Below are 24,782 nucleotides of genomic sequence, written 5' to 3'. Positions count from 1 at the left end.
GCTCAATCCATGTCCATGCCGAGGTCGTCGCTGCCGCGCGCCATGCCGTCAGCGCCGAGTTCGGCACCGCCGGCGCGGCGATGCTCACTCTCCCCGAAGTCTATCCGGGATTCGCGGCGGGCCAGTTCGCCACTTCGCTCTTCAGTCGGATCCTTGGCGCCGCGAAGCCGCTCCTTATAGGAAAGCGCATCCTGCTGGCCGCTACTGCCGGTGGCTGCATTGCGAGGGATGGCACCATTCGGGGCAACGTCGTCGATCGACCGCTTGGCCAATGAGCCGGCGGGATGCGGTTTGACCGGCTCCCCGAACAGATCCGAACGGCTATCCGAACTCCCACGACCAACATCCAGTACGTCGCGCGCGCGGACCTCACGACCCGCCTGCAGGCCCGCGACTTCGGGACGGTCGCTCCGTTCCGCCGCTGGAGTGGTTCCGGGTTCGGGACGGTCGTTCGCGATGTCCTGACCGCCCCCCTCTTCCCCATCGCCTTCACCATCGTCCTCTGCGATCGGCTCTAGCTCGGGCGGCGCCGGAGCCTTGATGAACCCTTCGGCAACCGGCGAGAAGCCGACATAGGGGAACGACACTAAGGTCGCGGGAAACTTCTCGGGGAACCGAACATAGGCGTTGAGATTGGGAAGGCTTGTGATGTCATCGGCGATTACCAGCGCTTCCTCTTTGGTCGTCGGCGAGATCGTCGACGCGTCGCGAGTTTGGTGCGCGCCGTAGCTGTAGGATTCGTCCATAGTACGAACTTTGCGGAACCCGATCAGGCGTGAGCATTCCTCGGCCGTATCCCGATCGGTGGTGCGAAGCATGATCTTCGTGTTGGTCAAACTGATGATGTTGCGGGCACCATCCTCACCATATGGGACCCGGAGCCCTGCAAAATTGTGGAGCCCAAGAACGAACGCGCCGCCGAAACTGCGTGCTGTCTGAAGCCCGCGCTCAAGAGCCGGCAACTTGTGGAGCGCCGCCAATTCGTCGAAGATGTACCAGGTCCGAAGTTGGCGCGAATGGGGGAGCGTCATGATCGTATTGATCGCGATATTCATCCAAAGCGTCAGCAGCGACTTCGACATATCGAGGTCGGCATATCGTGCCGTGATGAACAGGATTGACGCGTTGCCATCGTCGCGCTCTACCCAGTCTTTGATCGAGAATGGCTCACCATTATCGGGCAGAAAGCGGATGCTTTCAGCATGGGCGTTGAGCACCGCTCGGATCGATTGCGCCATCTTTGCCGCGTCGGGAGAAATGAGCGGATCGGCAACCGTGCCCTTCAGGCTTTCGTAGATCTTCTTGAGGCTCGCCTTCAACAGTTCATCTGAGAGGTGCCGGTTCGTTCCCTTCCCCTTCTTCTTCAGATTATCGCACATTTCGACAAACAGGGTACGCGCGGCCTTCTCCCAAAAGCCTCCGTCCGATCCATGGTCGGCGGGAATAAGTGCAGTCGCGGCGTTCACGAATTCACTGCGAGATTCGCAATCATTGAACAGCGACCATGACTCGCAGCGCGCGTCATTAAGGTTCAGAACATGGTCCCGATCGGGGTCGTAGAACGCTTCCATATAGTGGCCGGTAAGATCGAATAGCACGCACCGGTCGCCCCGCTCTATCGCTTGTGCCACGAGCTGGCGAATGAGCGTGGTCTTGCCCGTGCCTGTCGTACCCGTGAGCATGACATGGCTCTGTTCGAAGCCATAAGGGAACGGCAACGTCGCAATCTTGTACGGAAGGATGACCCCCGCAGCCTTGCGCTCCGCAAGCGGCAAGGCTTCGACCTGAGCGAGCGTCAAATCGGGGAATGCCTCCTTTGCGCGAGTCCGAACGCGGTCAAGGTTATGACGATCGAGCATCATCTTGAGGACGTCATACTCGACGATCTCCACGCCGCGTTCGTGGTGATCGGCAAGAATGGATTCTCCCCGGTCGCGTGCCCACGGAATGAACCACCACGCGAAAGCGCCGGCGCCGATGGTCGCAAAGAACAAGCTTCCGAACAAGGCGTTCATCAGCTTTGCCCACGCAACCTGCACGTCCGGGATATAGGGAACATATCCCATGTAGGTTGGATAGATGCTTCCATCACGAAGCGTGACGTTGGCGCGCTTCATTTCGTCGAGGCCGATGAAGTCCCACGTTGCCGCAAGCGCCTTGGTGCCGAGCATTTGGAACTCATAGTCGTCGAGGATGAGTGTCAGTTTGAGCCAAGTGAATGCGGCCAGCAGACCGAACCAGAAGAACAATGGCACGCGCGCGCCGCGCCACCACATCGAGAATTGATGGCCGATGAGCTGCGAGCCGCGCGTGAAGTTTCCCGAGTTGCGATTAGCCTCGCCGTGGCTTGACCAGGGGCGCGGATGGCGGGGGCGTGACGACTTATCTGCCATGGTGGCGGTCCAATCGTGTATCCACCATTGCAAGAAATTCGTCACGCCGATCAGGCGCGTTCTTCCTCACCCATTCATCGGCAACGAGCTGCACATACTCGCATATGATGGCCATCCGTTGCGGATTGAACTGGGGACGATCCCGGTCCGTCAGGAAGCTGTTTACGATGCGGCGGACAAGCTCTGACTTGGTAATTCCTTCCGATTTGGCGAGCTCGTTTAGAGCAAGCCAAGCCGAAGGCGAGAGCGCCACAGAACGACGATGAAATTCCAAACCACCCTCCCTCTCAGGGGTAGGCGGTGGGTTCTTGCGAAAGGCGACATTTGGATATCAGCAACTGGAATAAGGGTCAAGGTGGCCGAGCCTCGCTGATATTGCTGGTGTATTTTGCACCCCGATCAGGTCTTAGAACCGACCGGAATTCGCCACTTTTGGGGGGTGCCGATTGCACCCCGATGTAGGGTGGCATCTGCACCCCATCGGGTGCTTTATGCACCCTTCCATTTCCTTGCATTTCCGCCAGATCTTGAGCTTCGCGCATTGCAGCTCGCCGCATACCGTGTGCATCTCAGAATGAGATATCCCCGAAGCGGGTCTCTCATTCTGCTTATCGGAGGGAATCCGGGCATAGCCCGTCAGCTTGCCTGTAATCTGGGCACATTCGTGCCCGGTTCGGGCACGAGAGTTCAGGCCTGCATGAGGCGCTAGCCCCGCCAGACATTTGCTGATCGCTTGTCCGCATGCGGGCAGCGTAATCGGCAACGCTCGTTTGATTGACGATGCCGAATAGGTTGCCTGCTGGAACCACGATATGGATCATCCGCTTGGTCGGATGACCGATCGATCGCGACGCCCTGTTGGACCGATCGCCAACAAGCGCATTGCGTTTTGGGAGCGCGAAGCGTGAACCCAAAACGCAACTCATTCTGTCGCCGGCGGGGAGTCAAACCGGCACCCTTCCGTGTCCATTCCCTGTCCGATTTCGTAACGCCGCGGACAGACGTCGTGTACCTGTTTCGGTGCTGGATTATCGCCCGTATCGTGATAGCAGTGCGCAAAGATTGGATAGGCTGAAGCGGAGTAAAACGATGCCAAGGGCGAAGAAGATCGAAGGCAATCTGGATGCGATTGCGGCGAGACGCGCAGAGCTGGAAGCCGAACTTGCGCGGGTGACGGAAGCGGAACGCCGAGCCCGCGAAGCGGAGCGCGATGCGGGACGTGATGTACTTCTCGCCGCACTGGGAAAGGTGAAGATTGCCCGGATGGATCGAAGCGAAGCTACGGCCATTGCGAAGGCGATCGAGAAGCATGGCGCAAAGAGGATCGCGGAGAAGTTGGACACGCTCTGAGGCGATCGGCGATGTGCTGGTTGCGAGCAAACCGAGGCAACGAGTGAAGGCGATCGTGCCTATACCCGGAGAGATGCGCAAATGGCGAAGGGCCGCGTGCCGCCGATGCGAACCGGCGGGCACCTTCCCGCCGTGAGCGAGGCGGTCACAGGCGCGCGGCTTGCAAAGCGAAAGGGTCGGTCGTCGCCGGCCCACACATGGGTGTTCGTTAAATGGCGTCGGGAGATCTTCGCCGTTGGCTGACCTTACTGCCAGACTCTCGGCAAAGGCGAACATTGGCTGTTCGTCGGGATCGTCGAAATTCATCTCGATCTGATCCCTGCGTCATATGCGAGCGCGCGATAATCGTCGTAGAGTTCGGTTTCCATGATGCGTCTCCTGGGAAAACTGAAGGGGCGGACGTAGCCGCCCCGAGAGGTTCAGAAGGGAACGTGATCGTCGTCTTCAGCGGGCGGCGTATCGTTCGTGGTCGTCGCCTGTTCGCCCTTCCGGCGCTCGATGGTGAAGTCGTTGACGGTCAGGTCCACGTTATAGTGGCGAACGCCGTTCCGCTCGTAGCTGCTCTGTCCAACGCGACCTTCGAAGGTCACCAGGTCGCCGACGCCGATTTCTGTTACGCGTTCATGCTGTTTCTTGAAGAGCGTGACGCGGTTCCAGACGGTGCGATCCTTCCAGTTGTCATCCTTGTCCTTGTAGGGATATTTGGTGGCGACATCGATGTGCGCGACCTTCTCCTTGGCGTCGATCTTTCCGATACGGCCAGTGATGATGAAGTCGGCTTTCTGTTTCATGGCTTGTCTCCTTGGGTGGTGTCGTTGCTGACGCACTTCGAGGAGGCGGCCGCTCGCCGCGGGCAAGCTGAAAGACGGAGGCTCCGCCGCGCAGCGGTGGAAACCGTAGGCCCAAAGGGCTGGTTTTCTGCTTGAGGGTCGATAGACCCGTCCCGCGAAAGGCGGGCGAGCTGTCTACGTGCGTCAGACAGCAACGAGGCCGCCCAAGGAGGCGAGCTGCAGGGAGCCATTCAGGCTGGCCGCGCTCGCTGAAGATCGATCGGGACGGTCCTGCCTATGGTGGCGCATCGATCCCCGATGGGGGCGAAAGTGGAACCGCCGCACTTTGGTCCGCACGGTCATCGGAGGCACAGCGGCCAACCCGTCGGGCCGGATTGCTGATCTTCGCCGATCGCGACGCAGCGCATCGGACAGCCTTCGACAGTATCGGGCAGACTGGCTATTCGGAGCGGTGCGTTGGATTGATGCGGGCGCTGATTACATTATCGAGCACCCGCCGCCAAAGTGCCTCGGGCATGATGCCGATGAAGGGCGAGCCGTCAGCTGCGCCTCGTACGTCAGGTCCAACCCAGGTGAACTCGTTGAGGTCGTTCCATACGATCCGCGAACGGTCGTCCAGTCCCAGGTGCTCCGTCACCCGGGGCGGGATCGCTATCGAGAGGCCAGGGTCATAGTTACGCGTCGTTATCGGCGCGGTGATGACGCGTAGCTGGCCCCGAGCCCGGAACGTGCTGAGAACGAGGCAGGGCCGAATCTTGCGGCCGTCCTCAAGCCCGCGCTCCTTTTCGGCGCGCCAGAGATACACGTACTGGATGACGTCAGTGGGGAGCGGCTCAGTCCATGAGCTCGTTAAGGGCGACGGCTTCGGGGCGCGCCGTGGCGGTCCGGAGGCTTCGGGTTGCTTCATCACTCAATTCCTCGGGCGTGACAGCGATATGGTCGAGGCGCGCGAGGCGTTCATATTCGGACGCGGGCAACATGACGACGCGGGTGGCGCCGTTGCGCTCGATCCCGATGGGGTGCGTCATGGCTTCGTCGTAATAGAAGCCGAAGCGCTTCGAAACCTCACTGGAAGTGACCTTTTCGATTGGCAGTTCCATGATTCCCTCATCATCTTCATCGTCATGCTGGCAAACTGAACCTTGCGGCTCTCATCGTCTCGAAAGTCATCATCATCATCGGAATCGCCAACATACGTAATCTACGGAATGTGAGAATTCAACCCCCGCCCGTGTGCGGGCTGGATCACGGCATGAGGGCTCGGCCCTCTACGCCGGGATCCACTGCGGGCGACGACTAGTCGAACAGCCGCCCGACCAGCTCGGCGCCGTCGTGCTTCAGCAAGATGACATCGCGGAACTGCGCGGGGGGTCATCACCGCACGCCGCGCCGCTTGCGGCGCATCGAGCTGGAGCGCGCGGGCGGGACGGCCGCGCTCAATTCCGCACGGCGCCGACGTTCCACGCGGCCCCATTCGGCAAGAAGCGGACTGATGTGCGTCTGGATCATCACGTCCAGTTCGAGGTCCGACATCGCCGCGATCTTGGCTTTGCGATCACGCTCCCATTCGACATCGCTACGCGGACGTACCTCGCCCTCGTGAACGATCAGTCGGCCGTCACGAAACATATTGATGTAGGTCAGCAAATAGCACGCGTTGCCGGGACATTTGCAGCGACCCCAATAGCGGATGAATGCGGCGCGATCCGGTTCGGCGATCGCGCGCAGCTCGGCGCGCGCGCGCCACCAGTTTCGAGCCTCGCGATCGCGGTTCGCTTGCTGGTTCTCGACGAATGCTCTGCCGCGCGCGTCGAGCAATTCCTCCGGTGTGGGCTGGCTCTCGGCGATCTCGGCGGCGAAGAGCGGGAATTTCTCGCGATCCAGACGCAGGCGGCGTTCCGCCGCCTTCAATTTCCGGTTCGTCCGCTCGTAGGCATAGATTCCCTGATGGGGTGTGAAGCGCATAACACGATATCCGACGCAGCGCGGCCACGCTGGGGTGGATGCTCCCACGGCTGCTGCGACAATAAGGGCTGGGAAAATTACGAAGTGGCGCCGCGAACGGCAGGCGCCCTAGTCGGGGCGCCAACGGTCGACCAGATCGGCCATCTGACCGCGATACTGGTCGCCGAAAGCATCGATGTAGACGGCCCCGCCATGCTGACCGAGAAACGCAAAGACGGTAGCCATGTCAGCGGCAACGTCCCGGTCAACGCCGAACAGGTCAGTCAGCGGGAAGTTTCCCCACTGGTCGCCGTCCCACCATGCGAGGAGAAAATTCGTGACGCGGGCCGATTGGCCGGTGTCGGCGCGCGCAAGGTCTATCAGGCGGTTAAGCGCGGACTTCAACTCGGGGTGAGCGAGAATTTCTACATTCATCGGTTCGGCTCCTTCGGCCCGTGTATCAAGAAAATCGAATGTCGTCAGTTTTTGGGGTCAATCGTCTTTCGAGGCCCGCGCCAGTTCGTGGAAGCGCCAAGCGACATTTTCCGCGAGCACTGCGAGGTGGGGAAGGTCGCAATTCTGAATCTCTTCCTCGATGCTGATCCGGCGGAGGCTTTCCGCTCGCTGCGCGTCGGTTTCGGTCGGCGCCGTTATCGGCGCCGACGGTGCCGCAATCGTCGGAAAACGCGTCCACTGCTGGGTGAGCCAAGCAATCAGGCCCGGCTTGTCGGTCGGAACGTCGATCTGTTCCCAGGTCCCGCCGTTCGCGCGGACCAAGCCCGCTGCGTCACTTTGATTTCCCGTCCATTCGCCAGTGCTGGTCAGATAGAGGCGCATCGTAATTCTCCGGGTGGGCGAAATGCGATCAGGCGTGAGCCTGATCGCGGATCGCAAAATCTGCGTGTTTGAAGATGGTGAGCGGGACGCCAGCGGCGCGAAGATTCTGCGCGAGATTGATCTGGACGCCGCTGCCTTCGCAAATAACGGCTTCAACTGGCAGCAATCGCTGAATAGAACGGTTACGCTCGAACGCGGCGCGGTTGCCAAGCTGGCGATTGAGCCGGAAGGCGACAAGCGGCACCCCGCGCGCTGCGGCCCATGCGGCGCCGATGGCGTCGGCGCCCTTGTGCTGCGCAGTCGTGACAAGCGTCATCGCGGGAATGCGGGCCTTGATCGCGTCCAGACGATCCCAAAGCGCCTTATGCTCGGTCCAGTCCTGCCCGCCCGACAAAACGACAACCGGACCAGTCGGGGCGTGTGCTTCCCGTTTTTCCACCGCGCGCGCTGCGAGAAAGTCGCGCGCGTCGATCTGCGAGGCGGTCAAGGTGCGGCCCGTTCGGCTGCCGGTGGTAGCGGACCAAGGCTGGCCGCATTCGACGCGGTAAATCTCGGCGGCGTGGTCGCGCATCGCGCAGATCGCCGCGACGGCTTCATGAAGCGACTGGCAAAGGCGCTGCGTCTCCTCGACCTTCACCGCGTGGATTTCGGAAGGGTCCATGATGCGCGCCAGCTCGCCAAGCTCGCGCGCGGCGTCATCCTCTTGGCGTGAAAGCTGCTGCGCCACCTTGTGGAAGCTGTTGACGATCCCCCAAGCGATGCGAGGTGCGACAGGTGCAAGGCGCGTATCGGCGAAGAGGTTGAAAATCTCGCCGGTGACGTGGGCAGCAACGGCGCGCGCTGCATCGGCGTCGGGCAAGTCGTCGGCCGTGGGTTCGTCGTGGATGGAAAGCTGGCTGGCGGCAATTTCGCTGGTGAAAGCGCCCGCGAAGGCGTCGGCGCTGGTGAGGCTGGCATAATGTTCTGCGAGGTCGGCGAAGTTATCGAAGCGGGCCATGATGAAATTTCCTGTTCGCCGCTTCGGAAACTGGATAAGCATCGAAGCGGACATTGACCAATGTTCAGCCATGAGAGGCCGGAAGAGCTAGACCCTCTCCCGGCCTCCTTCATTCAGGCGGTAGCCTTGTCGGCGGTTTCGCCCCCCTTCCCTGCTGCGCCCTTGCCCTTGCCGGTCTGCGGCGCATCGGGTGCCGTGCTGTCGCCCAGACCGGAGTCGCCGCCAATCCCATCGTCCGAACTCTGCCCGACGGGCGGCAGGTCCTGTTCGGCCTGACCCGCGGGGATTTCACGACGCGGACGGCGACGGCTCCAAAGGACGGCAAATCCCCCTTCGCGGTCATGCCACAGCGCAATGTCCATCGGGTTCGCCATGCTCGGATCGTCGATGCGACCCTGATAGAAGACTTCACCCGTCGACTTCTTGATCTGCTCGAACATCGCCCCGACCTTGGCCCAGGTGCGCGCCGGGGTCAGCGCCATGACCTCATATTTGGGCGCCGCGTCATTCTGGCTGATGACCGGACGCAGCGCAACGACGTTAGAAAAGGCGACGGTATCGATACGACCAATGAAAACGCCGTCACTGTTCTTCTTGAGATTGCCAATATTAGCCATGAAGTATCTCCATAAATTCAGGGCGATGCCCCTTTTCAGAAAGTCAAAGCGGCGTTGCCGTCTTGACCATTACTTAATAGCGGCGCCGTCAAATCCGGTCTATCGCATTGTTTTCTTGACGAAATTCCGATCCTCTTTGGTGAGCCGGAGCAACAAACAGACGCGCGGTAGCGCGGCCAGCGAAGATCTCCCGGCCCGACGAGGGCCGGTTCCAAATTGGTAGGGGAAAGCGATGCGATTCCCTCACCTGTCTATCCCCTTCGGAGCCGCCGTCGCAGGCCCCAAGAAGCAGACGGGGGACAGCGCGGGGCAAGCTGAAAAACGGAGGCTCCGCCGCGTAGCGGTGGAAACCGTAGGCCCGGAGGGCCGGTTTTCTGCTTGAGCGCCCGCAGGGCGCGTCCCCGCGCGCCGCCGGATGCGACGCCGGGAGCCTGAAAGGCGGCGTAGAAGGGAGCGGGACAGGTTTGCGCGCACCCTGGCGCCTCGGCACGCGAATAGCGTGGCGAGGCCTCGAAAACGACTGCGGGCGCCAAAAGGCGGCCGACCATCTTCCCGTGCCCCTGATCGTTACCCGAAGGGCCGAGACCCGCAGGGGCACGGCGAGCTTGGTCGCGATCGCAGAATCGCGGCCCTAGCGAGTAGAGCAGGTTACCGATCGGCGGATGCCGGTCGGTGGCCCGCACTTCCGCGATCCAATTCTCCGATCAACACCCTCCCCCAATCCATCAGCCGCAGAATTCCGCACTTTCCAGACGAAATGTCGGGGGATATTCGCGCCAGTGAGGCTTCGGCGGAGCCGTATTATTGACGTCAGACACACCCCCCTTTCTGGGTATAGCGCGACAGCGAAAAGTCTGATTTCATTGACCTCGGTCGTTTGAGGCCCTCGCCGGGCAGCGGCCGAACAACAGCAGGATGAAGACGATGATCGTGACAACGAGCTTGTCGCGCCGGGGCCTTGTGCGCGCCGGCGGAGGACTTTTGCTGACCGGCATATTGCCGATCGACGACAGTGTGAGCGATGGGGGGCGTGGACTGCAAGGCCGCGGCGCCGATCGCTTCGAGCGAGCGGAGGAATTCTACCGGGGCGTAGCCGCGGGGCTATATCGGCATCCGCACGACCTTCTCTATCAGGCGGGGATCGTGGCCCAGCTCGGCATCGGCGCATATTTGCTCGATCTTGGCGCTTCGGACGATTGGTGCCGGCAGCGGATCGGCCTCTTCGTCGACAAGGCATTGGCGATAGCGAACGAGGCCGGCTTGTATCATCGTGATCCCGCCATGCTCGAGCTGGCCGGGCTGCTCTCGCCCTATGGGCAATGGCGTGGTCCTTTCGCGGCCGATCTACCGGCGATCGAGACGATCAACACGTCTCGAGTGTCCGCTACGCTTGACGGCTTGCTAGGAACGGTGAGGCGCCGGCTCGCCGGGGTAAGCAACGAAGGGGCGGAGCGATGAAATGGCATCATAGTTTGTCGCGCGCCTATTGGCTCTGGATTCGCGTGAAACGCTATCCGCAATATGCTCGCCGGCTCGGCGCCGATCCGCCTGTCCTGGATCAACTGGATCTGGCGATGGATCTATTGTGGCCGTTCGCGCGGCGTGTGTTTCTCATGCACCGGGTCGACGAGCTGCCATATGGGGTGATCGCGATCGCGGTCGACGTCGACGTGGCGACCGTCGAACGCTGTGTCGCTGATGCATTGTGGTCGGTCAGAATGGTCCGCCGGGAATTCGAATGAAGGCCCGAAACCGACGTAACTTCACCCTCATGTTACCCCTCATTTATTCGAATAACAATTTACAGGGGGTGACTTCGCCGCCCCGAACCTGATCGTTCCTTTGTGCACGATTTGCGCGTAGCTTGGAGGGCGCCAAATGGAACGGCGGACATTTGTTGGCGGATTGCCGATCGCCGCGGGTATGGTCGGCGTGATCTCTCTTTCGGCTGAACCGAGTTCGCTCGACAATGAAAAACACAAAGCTGCGCGGTGGCGGCTGCAGAATGCGAGAGCGTTTTTCCCGAAGGGAGAATTCGTTCGCGCCGGCGACCTGCTCTATCAGTTGGGCATTGCATCGCAGCTCGCCCTGACGGCGTGTGTCGTGGCGGATGGTTGGACGGACGAGGATTGTCGCCGCCGGATCGGACTGGACGTCGGCAAAGCTCACTTCTTTGCGAAGGCCGGCGGGCTGCAATTCGATTCCGATAGCTTCGCGCGAATTGTCCCGTTGCTGTCGCCATATGGACGATGGCGATCGCCGGCGATGGGTGGTCACATCGATGCCGGAACGATTGACGCCGGCGCGGCTAAAACCGCGGTCTCGCAGTTGCTGATAGCGGTTCGGTCGCACCTGGTTGGCGGCGAAGGCAAGGCAGCAGGTCGATGATCTTGCATCACCGCATCGCGCGCAATTATTGGCTGCACGTCAGATTGAGGCACTATCCCGCGTTTGCGCGGAGTATCGGCCCAGCGCCGGACATCCGCGACCAAGTGAAGCTCGCGATCCAGCTCGTTTGGCCGCTGGCGCGATCGGTCTATCTCCTCAACGGGGTACATGATTTGAGTTATCGCCAGATTGCGACATGCGTCGGGGTAGATGTCAGCACCGTCGAATTGTGCATTGCCGACGCTCTCGTCTCGATGTGGACGATCTGCGACCAGTTTGGCGAGGCCCCTGGCTAAATTCGCACCGTCATTTTCGCACCTTCCGTGCATCGGATGCCGATTCGTGGAGGGCGTAATACAAACTTGCAGGGCTTCCAAATCTGTCTTACGCATGGCCGACTTGTCATCGGGAGATGCGAATGACGATTTTCAATGTCCGGCTTTCGCGCGAGGATGAAGCGGAGTTGGCCGCCGCCGCGAAAAAATCCGGTCGCAGCAAATCCGAGATCGCGCGCGACGCGATCTCGGCTCACCTGAAGAACATGGCCGACGACGAGAGGCGATGGGAAACGCTCCAGGACGATTGGAGCGAATATGGGTCGGCTGTACAGGACGCCTATGAAGCTCTCGTTGGTGTCCAGGTTGCCAAGCTGGACACGGTACGCAAGGCATTCGAGGCTCGTCTGGTCGAGATCGGGAATATGGATTGGGAACAGTCGATCGAGCCAGTCTACGAGATTTTTCGGCGGAAGGTGATCGAGAAGTCACGCGTCGCATATGCGCCGAACCCCTACATCGGGGGCAGTGATGCCAGAGACCCGGAGGTGGTCGCAGTAATCGGTTTTGCGGCCGACGACAGACATGCACTGGTGACACCGCTTGAGCAGGCATTTTATGATTATTGCGGTTTAGCGGGCTGGGACGCCTTCAACGAAATTCCGGTGGTCTTTGAACGGGCGCGAGCGCGGCTGGAGGCGGACGATAAAAAACGAGTGCGACCGGATGCGAATTAGGGATTCGCAGATGCGATCCAATTGATAAGATGCCGATCTTCATATCGTGTTCGGCAGAGAAACGAGGAGAATATTATGGCGCTGCAGGATCTATGGCTGGAAGGCATCGATGTCGATGCGGCGCTTTACGATATTCGCGATGACGACACGCAGGCGTGGGAAGTGCGCGCGCTTGCGGGCGCGAGCATCGGTATCGATCCGATCGCGGGACTGCGCGCTGTCATCGAGCTCAGCACCGCAATGGAACGGATCGTTCGCGGCGAAAATGACGGCAAGGCGCAACTGGCGAGCATCCTCGGCCGTGCCGGCGACGACTACCAGCGCTGCCTCTGGTATACGGTCGCGGGCCGCGATCCGCTCGCGGTCGCGACGTCGTTCGGCGAGCTCGAGAAGTTGATGGCTGCTCGGGCGATGCTCTGGGTCGAGGCTGACGATCGAGGGCTGACACCGGCAAAGGCGGACAATCCCTATTGGACGACAAGACCAGAGGGACCGCCGGCGACTTTCAGCGATCGCTTCGAGCTCGGCGAACATTGGACGCCATTTCTGCCGTCAGAATTGCTCCCGGAGGACTGACGATGCAGCGCTACTATGTACTCGACCGGGAAATGGCCGCAGGCGAAGACGGGTTCGAGGCGATGGTGGCGCGAGCCTATAGGCTCAAGCAGGCGGTACGCTGCCTCTGCCGGCGCGACATCGCGCTCGATCTCTATATTGCCCATCGACATGGCGGGCATGTGCTGTCGCGCTGGCCCGGGACGGGCCCGCGGCACGCACCGCACTGCGATCATTATGAGGCGCCCGATCATCTGACAGGGCTCGGCCAGGTGCTCGGCAGCGCTATCGTCGACGACATCGACAATGGCGTGACAACGCTCAAGTTCGGCTTCCCGCTGTCGAAGGGTCCTGCGCGCGCGGCACCGGCGTCGTTCACGAACGACAAGCCCGATGTGAAGGCGACGGGTCAGCGGCTGTCGATGCGCGGGATGCTGCATTTCCTGTGGGATCGAGCGCAGCTCACCCACTGGCATCCGCGCATGGCGGGCAAGCGCAACTGGTACATTGTTCGCCGGCAGCTCCTGAATGCAGCGCTCGGCTGCAAGGTGCGGGGCGACCCTCTCGCGCAGCGGCTGTTCGTGCCCGAGACATTCCGTCTTGAGGACAAGGACGCGATCGCGGGCCGTCAGGACGCGGAGCTGGCCATTGCCCGATCGGAGCCCGACCGGATCATGATCCTGATCGGCGAGATCCGTTCGATCGAGAGTGCGCGCTATGGCGAGAAGATCCTGATCAAGCATATGCCTCAGCGACCGTTCCTCATGGATGCCGATATGGCGCGCCGCTTCCATAAGCGGTTCGCGGCCGAAGAGGAGCTTTGGAGGTCCGACGATCGCGACGGCAGTTTGATCATGGCCGCGAGCTTTTCCATGGGTGCGTCAGGCCTCGCGCAGATATTCGAGATGTCGGTGATGCCGGTCACCCGTGAATGGATCCCCTATGAGCGGCTCGAAGAGAGAATGCTGGTCACGCAAGCGATCGAAGAGAAGCGCCATTTCGTGAAAGGGATGCGGGTCAATCTCGGCCTCGAGATGCCGATCGCGAGCTTGACCCTCACCGACACCGGCGCGGAGGCAACGGCGGTCTATCTCGCACACAACCTGCCTGAGCCGCGGTATGACGAGGCACTCGAGCAGCTCATGCGGACGCAAGGCGTCGAGCATCTTACTTGGCGACCCGGTGATTGTCTGCAGATTGCGCAGAGTGGTTCGACCCCAATAAAGGTGGCGGGAACATCAACTGCCCACTGAGACTCCGCACCAGGGGGCTTGGATGGCGATTGTCGATAAGATGATGGCCGCAGAATGGCTTATGCAGGCTGCGGTCGAGATGCTGAATCGAAACGATGATGTGCTTAGCGGTGCATGTCATGGCTTCATCGGCGCTGGGCCTCCTCCGTGAGTTGGTGGCATGGCAGGGCGACGGTTATGCCCCTCGAGTGCTCAAGGATAGCCGCAAGCCGAGCTGAAGGAACTCCCAACGGGATGTCAGAGGCCGCCGAGATAGAAGCGATCGTCGACAAGATTGTTGAAGGTACCGAGGCGCGGGGTGTGAAGTTGGCGGCTGATATCGCGATCGCAACGCCGAAGAAGGACGTCCGAGCTTGGTCCTGTCAGTAGTTTTGTGCGCGAGGTCATATAGATGGAAAAGAAAGGACTATCGAGCACTATCAGGTTGAACCGCGAACTCCACCGCCAGGGTTCATCCATGCCGACCCAGGTCTCCTCGTCGATGCGTGCGCGCCGTCTTCACTGCAGAAAAGCTCTTGCGACCAGGAGGCCATCCACGCATGGAGTCATAGTGAGGAAAGCAGGAGATAACGTAGCGAATTTGTTATCAGTAGCTAGATTGAGCTTTCATGGTTCCCATCACAATGGCAGCGGGTCGATAATATGGTCTTATATCTAGGCATCGACGCGGGCGGCACCGCAAGTAAAGCGAGGCTTGTCGATGCGAACGGCCTGCGATTGGGTGCGGGGAAGGCCGGCCCCGCCAATACGCGCATCGGGCTCGACGCGCTGCACAGATCCTTGCTCGACGCCTGCACCCAGGCGCTCAAGGATGGTGGTGTCGCCGACAGCGATTATGGGAGCGTCCGGGTCGGCATGGGAATTGCGGGCATCAATCGGATGGGGATGAAGCAGCAAATCCAGGCGCTCGATTTTCCCTTTGCCAATGTTCAGTTAACCAGCGACTCGATCATCGCCAATCTGGGTGCACATATGGGCGGCGATGGTGCGATCTTGATCCTCGGTACCGGAAGCGTCGGGTTGATCAAGCGCGGTGAGGACAGTTTAAGCATCGGCGGCTACGGCTTTCCCATTTCAGACGAAGGAAGCGGTGCGGCGTTGGGTCTCAGTGCAATCCGCCATGCCCTGCGCACGCTCGACGGACGGACACGGCCGACACAGCTCAGTCAGGCGGTGACCAAGCAGTTCGACCATGCTATCCCGAATGTCATCGCTTGGATGGACGATGCAGCGCCGGCCGATTATGCCGCCTTTGCCCCACTGGTGATGGAATATGCGGAGATAGGTGACGAGATTGCGCTGTTGATCGTTCGCGACGCCGCGCAGCATATCGAGCGCTTCATCGAGACGATATTCGCTAAGGGCGCGAGCCGTTGCGTGCTGATGGGTGGACTCGCACCGCGGATCAAGCCATGGCTGCGCGCCCGTGTCGTCGAGAAGCTGAGTGCGCCGCTTGGCGACGCGCTCGACGGCGCCCTGATTCTCGCCGGCCTGCCCATCGGGTCTTTAGCATCTGGCCGGTGATGGCGTGCCGCCATCGAGAATCAACTGCCCCGGAACCGAGCAAGATATGCGCGATGTGGTGGGCACACCTCAAACTCCGTCACGGCATTCCAACAGGATCGCGCCGTGACACCGACGCTGTGCTGGCAGCGATGTCAGTGACGAATTCATATCGATCGCCTCGATACGCAGACCTGGTAAATTCAACCGGCGTACCCTTCGTATCACGGGTCAGGCGCTCAATGCGCAATATCTCCGAGCTCTGCGCAATCGAGAGCATCCCGGCTTCGGTCGGAGTGGCCAAGGCAGCCCGAATACGCTGCGTGCCGGACACAGGAAATACCCCCGAACTCTGAAGCGCTGCGTAGAGCGAGTCACCCACGGCATCCAAATCCGGGAGGAACTCCGCGGGAACGACAGCATGTTCTATCGCCAGCGGTTCGCCATTCGCAAGGCGCACACGCGCGAGCCTTGCGACCTTGGTGGCGATCGGAATCTCCAAGGCGGCCGCCTCCTCGTCGGTGGCGTTGGCGTAGCTACGCATCATCCAGACGACACTAGGATCATCACCTCTCGATCGTGCATCTTCAGAAAAGCTCGTTAGCATTGCACCCCGCGCCTCGATACGATCGCTGACATATGTTCCCGAACCATGCCGACGAAAGAGCAAGCCCTCCTCGATGAGCTTCTGGATGCCCTTTCGGATCGTGACCCGGGACATGCCCATTCGTTCCGAGAGTTCGCGCTCGGACGGGAGCGGCTCGCCCGGTTCCACGCCGCCGCTTTGGATGTGCTCACGAAGATTGCGCGCCAATTGAAGGTAGAGAGGCGCGTTGCTCTCCTTCAATCCGGCAAGCTTGTCTCGCATTATTGGTCCTTTCCGCACATATTCCGATCCGGCAAGCGGCCGAGGAACAATCGCATTTTCGCCTGTTCGTTCCCGTCAGCCTGACCGATAAAGGTCCAATAGCACCTTGAGGTTGCCGGCTTCAACCATTTGGCACACTATTGGTATGCACATCGATCCTTATGAAGCTGACGTCGTCCGAAATTTTCGCGCGCGGGTGGCGGCGAAGGGACCCATCGACTTGCTCGAGATTGCGAAGGTCGGAATAGCATTTCTCGAATTCGGCGCGGTTCTCGATTGAGAGCAGATCGCTGGCCCCAAGGTGAGCGAACATATCGGCGAGGCGCAGGAAACCATCGCTTGCTAGCGCGATTGCCCAGTCGCCGGCGGGCAGTTCGGCGCGATCTGCGCGCTCGATTGCCTCCATTTGAAGACCCAGCACCCAATAGCCGCCATCGACATTCATGAAGGCTCGATTTTGGACGAGTTGTGGCCGCAATTCCTCGAAAAGTTCGGCCGCCGAAATCTCAGGTCGCTCGGCGAGGATCGATCGGGCCAACGCCTTGGTGCGGTGTTCGAAAGGGCCTATATTGCCGCCGTCTCCATGTTCGGCGAATTCTTCTCCGCCTAGGGACCGGTAGGCGATCCTGCAGTCTCCGAGTGTTGCCAGTTCAACCTTTTCGGGCAGGGCGCGGACAAAAGCTATCGCCGCGCTTGGCAGTTCATGGCGCCCCGCGGGCGGTCGCCGCGCCAGCGTCGAATAGGACGACCGGCAGTGACGTATGACGGCCGCGAACAAATCCTCGAAAGGCATCGTCGGCTTGCTAGCCAGTAGATCGCGGAGTTCCCTATCGACCCGCTGCGCGAACCATTGTGCATCGCTGACAGCTGAGACGAGGTTCTCCCCAATGCCTGATGCGCCATCGATAACCCAGGCCGCGAAGTCCGTATATCCGACCACATCCTCATTCGCTGCCGCTCCGGATCGAGTCTCCGCCAAACGGACGTTGAACATCTCGGCTCCATTAAATAGACGCGCGACCGGCCTTCTGCGCGCCGACCGATATCGCAGCTTGATGATGTGGTATCATAGTGGTAGCAGGTGCGCAACATCGACTACGGTTAGGGGAACGAGAGATGCGCATTCTTGGTTTCATGAGCGGGACATCGCTCGATGGCGTTGATGCGGCCATTTTGAGTTCCGATGGCGAAGCAATCGACGACTTCGGCCCGACGCACCTCACCTCATTCTCGACCGCAGAGCGCGCCATCGTCAAAGACGCCACCGAACAGTTTGTGGCGACCGGTACGGCCGAACCGAGACTGTTGGCGGAGGCTGACGATATCATTGTCAGCGCGCATGTACGCTGCGCGCGCGAACTTCTCTCCAAACCGGGGGCCGGTAAGATCGAATTGATCGGTTATCACGGCCAAACCGTCCTTCACCGGCCCGACCGCGGGTTGACGATCCAGATTGGCGACCCTGCAAGAATCGCCAATACGCTCGGCGTTGACGTTGTCGCGGACGTTCGGCAGGCCGATATGGCCGTTGGCGGAGAGGGCGCGCCTCTTGTTCCCATCTATCACGCCGCACTGGCACGGAAGATCGGGAAGTCAGGTCCAATCGCCTTTCTCAATGTAGGCGGCGTCGCGAATTTCACGTTCATTGGCAGCGATGAACAAATCATCGCACTCGATACCGGGCCCGGCAATGGGATGCTCGATCTCACGGTCCAGAAGCGCGGTCTTGGCCGATATGATGATGGCGGAGCGCTGGCCGCGAGCGGAGAGGTCAATCAGGCAGTGCTGAGTCATTTACTTGCGCATCCCTATTTCGAGCGTGAAGGCCCGAAGTCGTTGGATCGCTATGACTTTCCGCTCGATATCGTGGATGATCTCTCGGCCGCCGACGCAGCGGCGACGTTGGTCGCGTTTACCGCCAATTCCGTGGCGCTGGGCGCACGCCAGCTCCCCGAACAACCGGAACTATGGATCATTTGCGGTGGCGGGCGACATAATCCCGTCATAATGGAGGCCTTGCGAGAAGTGCTTGGCGCTTGTGAAAGCGCTGACGATTTCGGGTTGCGCGGAGATTTTATCGAAGCCGAAGCCATCGGATTTATCGCGGCGCGCTCGGTTCGGGGGTTGCCGGTGACCTTCCCGAACACGACGGGCGCGCCCGGCCTCACCACGGCCGGAAAGCTCTACAAGGCTCAGACGGCGACGGTCGCCTGACCGGAGTCAAGGTCGAGACTCACGCGCTGTGCGATCAGTGTGGCGGGTGCAATGATCGACCGCACGGCGGCGGGGAGCATGTCGAAATGATCGATGTGCAAATCCGCGCCAAGCTGGCTGGCGCACACGTCGGAAAATCCGAAGCCGACAGCAATCGACGGCATCGCCGCGGCTCTCGCTGTCGCTACATCGACCGCCGAATCTCCAACATAGATGGCCTTGGCCCCTTTGGCCTGCGTAATTGCGGTGAGCAACGGGAGTGGATCGGGTTTTCGAACAGGCAATGTGTCGCCACCGATAATAGCGTCGAACACACCAGCCCAGCCGAGCGCTTCGACCAGATGGTTCGCAAGTCCCTCCGGCTTATTGGTGCAAATCGCGAGCCTGAAGCCCTCGATCCGCAACTCTTCGAGCGCGAGTTCCAGTCCCGGATAGGGTGCCGAAAACGTACAAATATTGTCGGCATAGTGTTCCAAGAATACGGGAATGGCTCGTGCGATCAGTTCCTCCGGCGCATCTCCGTTAAGCGTCAGTCCTGCATCCAGCAGCGCGCGCGCGCCGTGGCCGGCAAGGGGGCGCACGAGCATCGGCTCGACAGTAGGCCGGCCAAGGACTTCCAGCGAATGATTGAGCGCAGCAATGAGATCGGGAGCCGTGTCGACAAGCGTCCCGTCAAGGTCAAATACTATTGTATCAATTTTCGGGCCCCGCATTGCCATGCTGATGCCCGGCCCCAGATCGCAATACAAGGGCCAATTATGCGACCCGCCTTCCATTCCGGCCATTCTGGCGCATCGAATCTATCCCGGGGCGCGACCATCGCGGCCCGCTCGATGTCGCCGCTTTTCCGTCGGATTGCGCTGCTACCAAAATTGGTTACAATCTGGTATTAGATGCATCGGATCGACGGGCGAAAGCAGTCGAACGGCGCGACGGAACGGAGGATTCTGAATGCCGTCTGAAACAACATATCGAATTTACATCAACAACCGCCCGCACGACATCTCGCGCGCGCCGCTTCCCGCCGCGCAAGTCGCCGCAATGGCCGGGGTCCCGCTGGACAACGTCGTGATCGAACTTGAGACGCCAGCCGGACTGAAAGAAGTCGCCCTCGACGGGACATTGGCCGCGGCCGACGGGTTGAGTTTTCTCGTGACACGCCAATTCATCATGGGCGGCGCGGCATGACAAATGCGAACGGCGGCGCGCTGCTGCGCCTTGCACAACCCGAGCTCGGAAGGTTGATCGCGACCGTTCTAGATGCGCCCGATCCCTTGGAGGGCGGCGCATTCGCCTTGTTCGGCATGCGCGAAACGGCGACGTCAATGGTTTTCACACTTGCTGAATTAATCACTCCGGAGGCCGGCGAGATCGGTTGGGGGGAAGGCAATGTTCGAATCAACCATCCCTATTTGCGGCGTGTTGCGAAGCTCGCGCAAACCAGGCAACTCGCGGTCGGCTTCGTCCACTCCCATCCGCGGGCCCTGCCGCCTCGGCCGAGCAAGGTGTCCGTCGTCAGAACATTTGGCACAGGCCGTGGCGTAAATTAGCGGAGTGCAGGCCTCGTCTGTGGGTGGATATTATGCGGCGAGCTTTCGGTGTTGCAAGCGCCGATGCTCGATGGTCTGTTGCTTGATCCTTTCGCGCTGTTTGATGATGGCTGGCGCCCTGCCGAAGTAGGCGTCGGCGGGGGTCACGTTGTTCAGGCTCTCATGGTAGCGCTGGTGGTTGTAGTGATCGACGAAGGCCTCGATCTGGGCTTCGAGGTCGCCGGGCAGGAAGTAATTTTCCAGCAGGATGCGGTTTTTCAGAGTCTGGTGCCAGCGTTCGATCTTGCCCTGGGTTTGCGGATGCATCGGAGCACCGCGCACATGGCTCATTTTATTGGCCTCGATATACTCGGCCAACTCGCCGGCGATGTAGCTGGGGCCGTTATCGCTGAGCAGCCGGGGCTTGTGCAGCACCGTGGCGCTGTCGCAACCCGAGGCCATGAGGGCCAGGTCCAGCGTCTCGGTCACATCGTCGGCCCGCATGTTGGTGCACAACTTCCAGGCGATGATGTAGCGCGAGAAGTCGTCGAGCACGGTCGACAGGTACATCCAGCCCCATCCGATGATTTTGAAGTAGGTAAAATCAGTCTGCCACATCTCGTTCGGCCGGGTGGTTTTGGTGTGGAACTGATCGGCGGCCTTGATCACGACATAGGCCGGGCTGGTGATCAGATCATGGGCCTTCAACAGGCGGTAAACCGTGGCTTCCGAGACGAAGTAGCGCTTCTCGTCGGTGAAGCGCACCGCCAGCTCTCGCGGTGACAGCTCGCTGTAATCCAGCGCGAGTTCGATGATCTGGTCCTGGATGTCGTCGCCGATACGGTTCCACACCCGGCTTGGCGCTGACGGCCGATCCTCCAACGCCTCCGGCCCGCCTTCGAGGTAGCGGTCGTACCAGCGATAGAACGTCCGGCGGGCGATGCCGAGCTGGTCCAGCGTACGCTTGGCGGGTAGGTGCGACTGCTCGACGATCCGGATGATCTCGAGTTTTTCGGATGCGGGATACCTCATTCGTCGTCGCCCCCATCCGCAATCATGCTTTTTTTGAGCAGACGGTTTTCGAGTGTCAGGTCGGCCACGCATTCCTTCAGAGCACGGGCTTCGCGGCGCAGATCCTGAACCTCGCCGGTGGTTGCGGCGCGGGCGGTGTCGCCGGCCAGACGGCGCTTACCCGCTTCCATGAACTCTTTCGACCAGGTGTAATAAAGGCTCTGGGCGATGCCTTCCTTGCGGCACAGCTCGGCGATGCTGTCCTCGCCGCGCAGCCCATCGAGAACGATGCGGATCTTGTCTTCAGCCGAGAAGTGGCGACGGGTCTGACGCCGAATATCCTTCACCACCCGCTCAGCAGGGGCCTTTGCCGGCGATTTTTTCAAGGAGGGTTGGGGCTTCATCTTCGTTCCTTCGTCACTACGACGAAGCCCCAACCCTCCTTAAATCACAACCTCAAATCTGTGCCATGGGTGCTGACGGGGAACATGCTTCGGGAGCGGCACGGCATCGTCTTGCGCTGGGTCGATCCCGACGCCTTCGGCAATCTCGATCCCACCGCCTTCGCCGACGCGATCACGCCTCGCACGCGGCTCGTGGCGGTCACACACATGTCGAATGTTTTCGGGGTATTGACACCGCTCGAGGCAATTGTTCGGCTTGCCCATGAAAAGGGCGTTCCTGTGCTCGCAGATGGAACCCAGGCCGTGGTACATCACGCAATCGACGTTTCGGCGCTCGACGTCGATTTCTATGCGCTCACCGGTCACAAGCTTTATGGGCCGACGGGTATCGGGGCTCTCTATGCCAAGCCCGGCTGGCTCGAACGCATGCCACCGATGCTCGGCGGCGGCGAGATGGTCGCAACCTTCGGCCGCGATCACGTCGAATATGCTGCCGCGCCGCACAAGTTCGAGGCCGGGACGCCGCCAATTCTGGAAGCGATCGGACTTGTCGCCGCCCTCGACTATGTCGAGGGCGTGGGGCGTACGACTATCGCTACCCACGAGGCAGCGCTTGGTCGCCACGCGCGGGCTCGATTCGCGGCTATTCCAAACATCACCGTCTTCGGCGATGCCGAAAAGCCCGGTCCAATTCTGACGTTCGCCTCTGCCGGCGCCCATGCGAACGATATAGCGGCGATCCTGGACGCCAAGGGTATCTGCGTCCGTGCCGGCGCGCACTGCACTCAACCGCTCCATCAAATGCTAGGCTTCAGTTCGACCTGCCGCGCATCGTTCGCCATGTACAGCACGCTGGATGAAGTCGACGCTCTTGCCGATGCAGTGGAAGAGGCGTTGGCAATCCTAAAGTGAGGTCGGCCGCCTGGAGGGTGCTCGCTACTCGCCGCCGATCCAGGTCCGGACGATCTCAATGTCTTCGGAGAGGTGCACGATATCTGCGCGCGCGCGCGGCGCGAGGCATCCATAGGTGCCGGTCAGCCCCAGCAAAGCCGCCGGCGTCGCGCTCGCCATCTTGCAAGCGTCCGCAAGTTCGACGTGCATGTTCGAAACAGCGTTCCGAATGGCCCGAGCCATGTCGAGGTCGGAGCCGGCCAAGGTTCCGTCAGCCGAGCGCAGTGCACCTTCGTTGCGAAAAATCTCGGTCTCGCCAAGGAAGAATGTATCGATATCGGTGCCGACCGTCGGCATGGAGTCCGTTACGAGCATCAATTCGTCGGGACCCTTCGCGCGGAAAGCGGCCCGCAGCGCGGTCGGATGAACATGGTGGCCATCGACTATCACGCCACAAATCAGCGGGGACGCCAATCCAGCCCCTGCGACTCCTGGCGTCCGGCTAGCTAACGGGGGCATAGCGTTGAACAAATGGGTGATTGCCCGAAGCCCTTCGCTGATTGCGCGATCCATATCCTCGCTTGTTGCCAGCGTGTGTCCGGCAGAGACAATGACGCCCCGAGCCGTCAATTCGGCGATCAGGCCGGTAGCGACCATTTCGGGCGCGAGGGTCACAAGTGTTTTTCCTGCACCTAGCGAGGAAAGCAGATTCACGGCCCGCTCATCCATCTTGCGGATTTTCGATGCGTCGTGAATGCCTTTCTTTTCAATGTTCAGAAAGGGGCCTTCAATATGGATTCCCAGAACGCCGGGGGTCCCGATCGCGATAGCGTCACGTACTGCGGCTATCCCGCGCTCAATCACGTCGAAATCATCACTGATGAGGGTAGGAAGCAAGGCCGTGGTCCCGAATGCCCTGTGTGCCTCGGTGATCGCCCTAATCCCGTCGATCGTCGGGGATTCGTTGAACAATACGCCGCCACCCCCGTTCACTTGCGTATCGATAAAACCGGGAACGAGCATGCCGCCGTCCAAGCGAACTGGATCAAAGTCGGTCGGGACGCCGCTATCGGGTACGATGTCGACGATCGCCGATCGCTCGATCAGCAATGCGTGATCTGATCGCCATCCCCTTTCCGAGAGGATTCGCGCGCCGATCAAAGCCTTTCTAGTCATATTGTTTCGGTAACCTTCCTGAGCAACGGCGGCCTGTCGGGATCAAGTCCTCGTTCAATCGCAAGAGCGTTGGCAAGGCGGTAGTAGGACTGGATCATCGTGATAGGCGCGGTCACAGGATGCAGGCCTGCGACGACGGGAAGTTCGATGGCCCCATGTCCGACTGGTCCGGCCCCAGCCACGATTGCCTCTTTTTCGAGGAACAGGCGAAGCAATGCGTCCATCCCCGCCCGGGCTTCATCGAGCGGCGGGAAGACCAGGATAGGGAAGTTGCGATCGATCACTGCCATCGGGCCGTGCGCGACCTCTGCCGTGCTGAAAGCCTCTGCATGAATTCCGCATGTTTCCTTGAACTTCAACGCCGCTTCGAGTGCGATCCCGAATGACGGGCCGCGCCCGAGGACGAAGAGGCTGCGTGCCTGCGAGAAAGGTGCCAGAGCCTCGTCCCATGACACGGCCCAAGCTTGGCACAACTGATCCGGCAGGGCAGCAATGACGGGGTCGAGGGCTTGTCCGCCGGCGCATTCGGATATGATCTGGGCGAAGGCCGAAAGCGTCGCAATGAAGCTTTTGGTTGCTGCGACGCTTCGCTCCGGTCCCGCGCGGAGCGGTATGACGATGTCGGCGAGAGGTACGAGCGGTGCGCTTTCGTCGTTGACCATCGCGATGACGATCGCCCCGGCCTCTCGCGCCACCTCGGCGGACGCAAGCAGATCGGGGCTCTTACCCGACTGCGACACGACGATAAACGGCTGCCCCGCCATGTGCTCCATCGGTACGCGGTATACCGAACCCATCGATGGCGGGTGTGACGATACCGTCTTGCGAAGATGTGCCTCGAACAGGAATTTCCCATAGGCGGCAGCGTGATCCGAACTGCCGCGGGCGCAGGTGAAAATCGTGTGCGTTGCGGGGCGCAGTATCAGCTTCGCCAGTTCCTTCGCCAAGACAGCATTGTCCGACAACTGCTTGGCCACGATCTGGCCAGCCTCGCTGGCCTCGGAAAACATCAGGGTGGAGGTGGGGTGACGGGCTGCGTTCATTATAAT

At 60.6% G+C, this 24,782-nt stretch carries 31 protein-coding genes; 14 read left to right on the top strand and 17 right to left on the bottom strand.

All coding sequences use genetic code 11. The annotated features are described in order from the left end of the window. Positions 1-2: 2 nt before the first annotated feature. Together CD928_RS22820 and CD928_RS23230 are read right to left on the bottom strand one after the other, a co-directional pair. Complete coding sequence (locus tag CD928_RS22820; RefSeq protein WP_095389410.1) at positions 3-2,393, bottom strand: type IV secretion system DNA-binding domain-containing protein; 2,391 nt, start codon at positions 2,391-2,393, stop codon at positions 3-5. Next, entirely contained in the window at positions 2,383-2,667 is a 285-nt protein-coding gene (locus tag CD928_RS23230) for a ribbon-helix-helix domain-containing protein (protein WP_141237238.1), read from the bottom strand. Before CD928_RS23230 ends, CD928_RS22820 begins: the two co-directional genes overlap by 11 nt. Positions 2,668-3,482: 815 nt before the next feature. Between CD928_RS23230 and CD928_RS22810 the strand changes: the two genes are divergently transcribed. Continuing rightward, the gene (locus tag CD928_RS22810) at positions 3,483-3,743 is read left to right on the top strand and encodes a hypothetical protein (protein WP_037554250.1); all 261 of its coding nucleotides are present in this window, start codon (positions 3,483-3,485) and stop codon (positions 3,741-3,743) included. 419 nt (positions 3,744-4,162) lie between these two features. On the opposite strand, the gene CD928_RS22805 is transcribed toward CD928_RS22810, so the two are convergent. From CD928_RS22805 to CD928_RS22770, 8 genes are all read right to left on the bottom strand, one after another. Beyond that, entirely contained in the window at positions 4,163-4,534 is a 372-nt protein-coding gene (locus CD928_RS22805) for a single-stranded DNA-binding protein (RefSeq protein ID WP_081933004.1), read from the bottom strand. Between the two features lie 439 nt (positions 4,535-4,973). Next, on the bottom strand, positions 4,974-5,441 hold the full coding sequence (locus CD928_RS23225) for a type II toxin-antitoxin system PemK/MazF family toxin (RefSeq protein ID WP_141237237.1): 468 nt from the start codon (positions 5,439-5,441) through the stop codon (positions 4,974-4,976). After that, the gene (locus CD928_RS22795) at positions 5,368-5,634 is read right to left on the bottom strand and encodes a type II toxin-antitoxin system Phd/YefM family antitoxin (protein WP_037554249.1); all 267 of its coding nucleotides are present in this window, start codon (positions 5,632-5,634) and stop codon (positions 5,368-5,370) included. The genes CD928_RS23225 and CD928_RS22795 overlap by 74 nt, the downstream gene beginning before the upstream one ends. A 274-nt stretch (positions 5,635-5,908) precedes the next feature. Further along, positions 5,909-6,445: a hypothetical protein gene (locus CD928_RS22790; protein WP_141237236.1), complete on the bottom strand. Its 537-nt coding sequence runs from the start codon at positions 6,443-6,445 to the stop codon at positions 5,909-5,911. A gap of 162 nt (positions 6,446-6,607) precedes the next feature. After that, positions 6,608-6,913 (bottom strand): hypothetical protein, encoded by a 306-nt coding sequence (locus CD928_RS22785; RefSeq protein ID WP_052182087.1) that lies wholly within the window; start codon positions 6,911-6,913, stop codon positions 6,608-6,610. A gap of 57 nt (positions 6,914-6,970) precedes the next feature. Next, the gene (locus tag CD928_RS22780; RefSeq protein WP_037554247.1) at positions 6,971-7,315 is read right to left on the bottom strand and encodes a hypothetical protein; all 345 of its coding nucleotides are present in this window, start codon (positions 7,313-7,315) and stop codon (positions 6,971-6,973) included. Positions 7,316-7,343: 28 nt separating this feature from the next. Continuing rightward, positions 7,344-8,384, bottom strand: a complete 1,041-nt coding sequence (locus CD928_RS22775; RefSeq protein WP_255247305.1) for an SLOG family protein — start codon at positions 8,382-8,384, stop codon at positions 7,344-7,346. A 41-nt stretch (positions 8,385-8,425) separates the two neighbouring features. Continuing rightward, complete coding sequence (locus CD928_RS22770) at positions 8,426-8,929, bottom strand: DUF736 family protein (protein WP_095389404.1); 504 nt, start codon at positions 8,927-8,929, stop codon at positions 8,426-8,428. Positions 8,930-9,844: 915 nt separating this feature from the next. Here CD928_RS22770 and CD928_RS22765 point away from each other — a divergent pair. The 8 genes from CD928_RS22765 to CD928_RS23975 all read left to right on the top strand — a co-directional run bounded on the left by CD928_RS22765 (position 9,845) and on the right by CD928_RS23975 (position 14,288). Then, positions 9,845-10,387 (top strand): hypothetical protein, encoded by a 543-nt coding sequence (locus tag CD928_RS22765; RefSeq protein WP_052182086.1) that lies wholly within the window; start codon positions 9,845-9,847, stop codon positions 10,385-10,387. Further along, complete coding sequence (locus CD928_RS22760; RefSeq protein ID WP_095389401.1) at positions 10,384-10,671, top strand: sigma factor-like helix-turn-helix DNA-binding protein; 288 nt, start codon at positions 10,384-10,386, stop codon at positions 10,669-10,671. Before CD928_RS22765 ends, CD928_RS22760 begins: the two co-directional genes overlap by 4 nt. Positions 10,672-10,807: 136 nt before the next feature. Next, entirely contained in the window at positions 10,808-11,317 is a 510-nt protein-coding gene (locus tag CD928_RS22755; RefSeq protein ID WP_037511954.1) for a hypothetical protein, read from the top strand. Beyond that, the gene (locus CD928_RS22750) at positions 11,314-11,613 is read left to right on the top strand and encodes a hypothetical protein (RefSeq protein WP_095389397.1); all 300 of its coding nucleotides are present in this window, start codon (positions 11,314-11,316) and stop codon (positions 11,611-11,613) included. The genes CD928_RS22755 and CD928_RS22750 overlap by 4 nt, the downstream gene beginning before the upstream one ends. Before the next feature lie 122 nt (positions 11,614-11,735). Beyond that, positions 11,736-12,329 carry a ribbon-helix-helix protein, CopG family gene (locus CD928_RS22745; protein WP_037511949.1) on the top strand — a complete coding sequence of 198 codons (594 nt, stop codon included), beginning with the start codon at positions 11,736-11,738 and terminating at the stop codon, positions 12,327-12,329. A gap of 75 nt (positions 12,330-12,404) precedes the next feature. After that, on the top strand, positions 12,405-12,905 hold the full coding sequence (locus CD928_RS22740) for a hypothetical protein (protein ID WP_095389396.1): 501 nt from the start codon (positions 12,405-12,407) through the stop codon (positions 12,903-12,905). A 2-nt stretch (positions 12,906-12,907) separates the two neighbouring features. Continuing rightward, on the top strand, positions 12,908-14,137 hold the full coding sequence (locus CD928_RS22735) for a DUF1173 domain-containing protein (RefSeq protein WP_052182084.1): 1,230 nt from the start codon (positions 12,908-12,910) through the stop codon (positions 14,135-14,137). Positions 14,138-14,159: 22 nt separating this feature from the next. Further along, positions 14,160-14,288 (top strand): hypothetical protein, encoded by a 129-nt coding sequence (locus tag CD928_RS23975; RefSeq protein ID WP_255247304.1) that lies wholly within the window; start codon positions 14,160-14,162, stop codon positions 14,286-14,288. A gap of 86 nt (positions 14,289-14,374) precedes the next feature. On the opposite strand, the gene CD928_RS23220 is transcribed toward CD928_RS23975, so the two are convergent. Continuing rightward, positions 14,375-14,596 carry a hypothetical protein gene (locus CD928_RS23220; protein ID WP_040110191.1) on the bottom strand — a complete coding sequence of 74 codons (222 nt, stop codon included), beginning with the start codon at positions 14,594-14,596 and terminating at the stop codon, positions 14,375-14,377. A 183-nt stretch (positions 14,597-14,779) separates the two neighbouring features. On the opposite strand from CD928_RS23220, the gene CD928_RS22730 reads away from it, so the two are divergent. Next, the gene (locus tag CD928_RS22730; protein WP_095389394.1) at positions 14,780-15,661 is read left to right on the top strand and encodes a BadF/BadG/BcrA/BcrD ATPase family protein; all 882 of its coding nucleotides are present in this window, start codon (positions 14,780-14,782) and stop codon (positions 15,659-15,661) included. A 79-nt stretch (positions 15,662-15,740) separates the two neighbouring features. Here CD928_RS22730 and CD928_RS22725 read toward each other — a convergent pair whose 3' ends face one another. Next, a complete protein-coding gene (locus tag CD928_RS22725) occupies positions 15,741-16,508 on the bottom strand; it encodes a GntR family transcriptional regulator (protein WP_052182083.1) in 768 nt (255 codons plus the stop codon). 121 nt (positions 16,509-16,629) lie between these two features. Next, entirely contained in the window at positions 16,630-17,502 is an 873-nt protein-coding gene (locus tag CD928_RS22720; protein ID WP_040110192.1) for a protein phosphatase 2C domain-containing protein, read from the bottom strand. A 122-nt stretch (positions 17,503-17,624) separates the two neighbouring features. Between CD928_RS22720 and CD928_RS22715 the strand changes: the two genes are divergently transcribed. Continuing rightward, complete coding sequence (locus CD928_RS22715; protein ID WP_095389392.1) at positions 17,625-18,722, top strand: anhydro-N-acetylmuramic acid kinase; 1,098 nt, start codon at positions 17,625-17,627, stop codon at positions 18,720-18,722. Here CD928_RS22715 and gph read toward each other — a convergent pair. Continuing rightward, complete coding sequence (gene gph, locus CD928_RS22710; RefSeq protein ID WP_255247303.1) at positions 18,701-19,507, bottom strand: phosphoglycolate phosphatase; 807 nt, start codon at positions 19,505-19,507, stop codon at positions 18,701-18,703. The two genes, CD928_RS22715 and gph, sit on opposite strands and share 22 nt — an antisense overlap. 166 nt (positions 19,508-19,673) lie before the next feature. On the opposite strand from gph, the gene CD928_RS22705 reads away from it, so the two are divergent. Then, complete coding sequence (locus CD928_RS22705) at positions 19,674-19,910, top strand: hypothetical protein (RefSeq protein WP_095389390.1); 237 nt, start codon at positions 19,674-19,676, stop codon at positions 19,908-19,910. Next, the gene (locus tag CD928_RS23215) at positions 19,907-20,272 is read left to right on the top strand and encodes a hypothetical protein (protein WP_141237235.1); all 366 of its coding nucleotides are present in this window, start codon (positions 19,907-19,909) and stop codon (positions 20,270-20,272) included. Before CD928_RS22705 ends, CD928_RS23215 begins: the two co-directional genes overlap by 4 nt. Positions 20,273-20,302: 30 nt before the next feature. On the opposite strand, the gene CD928_RS22700 is transcribed toward CD928_RS23215, so the two are convergent. Then, positions 20,303-21,666 (bottom strand): IS3 family transposase gene (locus CD928_RS22700; protein WP_095389388.1). Its coding sequence is split into 2 segments (ribosomal slippage): positions 20,303-21,318 and positions 21,318-21,666, totalling 1,365 coding nucleotides; the frame shifts between segments, so codons are not numbered across the junction. Here CD928_RS22700 and CD928_RS22695 point away from each other — a divergent pair. Continuing rightward, positions 21,577-22,578, top strand: coding sequence for an aminotransferase class V-fold PLP-dependent enzyme (locus tag CD928_RS22695; protein ID WP_369679318.1), 1,002 nt, complete (start codon positions 21,577-21,579; stop codon positions 22,576-22,578). The two genes, CD928_RS22700 and CD928_RS22695, sit on opposite strands and share 90 nt — an antisense overlap. A 24-nt stretch (positions 22,579-22,602) precedes the next feature. Here CD928_RS22695 and nagA read toward each other — a convergent pair whose 3' ends face one another. Continuing rightward, complete coding sequence (gene nagA, locus CD928_RS22690) at positions 22,603-23,733, bottom strand: N-acetylglucosamine-6-phosphate deacetylase (RefSeq protein WP_037511927.1); 1,131 nt, start codon at positions 23,731-23,733, stop codon at positions 22,603-22,605. Next, positions 23,730-24,776, bottom strand: coding sequence for an SIS domain-containing protein (locus tag CD928_RS22685; protein ID WP_037511924.1), 1,047 nt, complete (start codon positions 24,774-24,776; stop codon positions 23,730-23,732). The genes nagA and CD928_RS22685 overlap by 4 nt, the downstream gene beginning before the upstream one ends. Between the last annotated feature and the right edge of the window lie 6 nt (positions 24,777-24,782).

It is taken from the genome of Sphingopyxis sp. GW247-27LB (assembly GCF_002277025.1).
In the GTDB taxonomy this organism is placed as follows: Bacteria; Pseudomonadota; Alphaproteobacteria; order Sphingomonadales; family Sphingomonadaceae; genus Sphingopyxis.
This window is presented reverse-complemented; position numbering and strand designations above follow the sequence as displayed.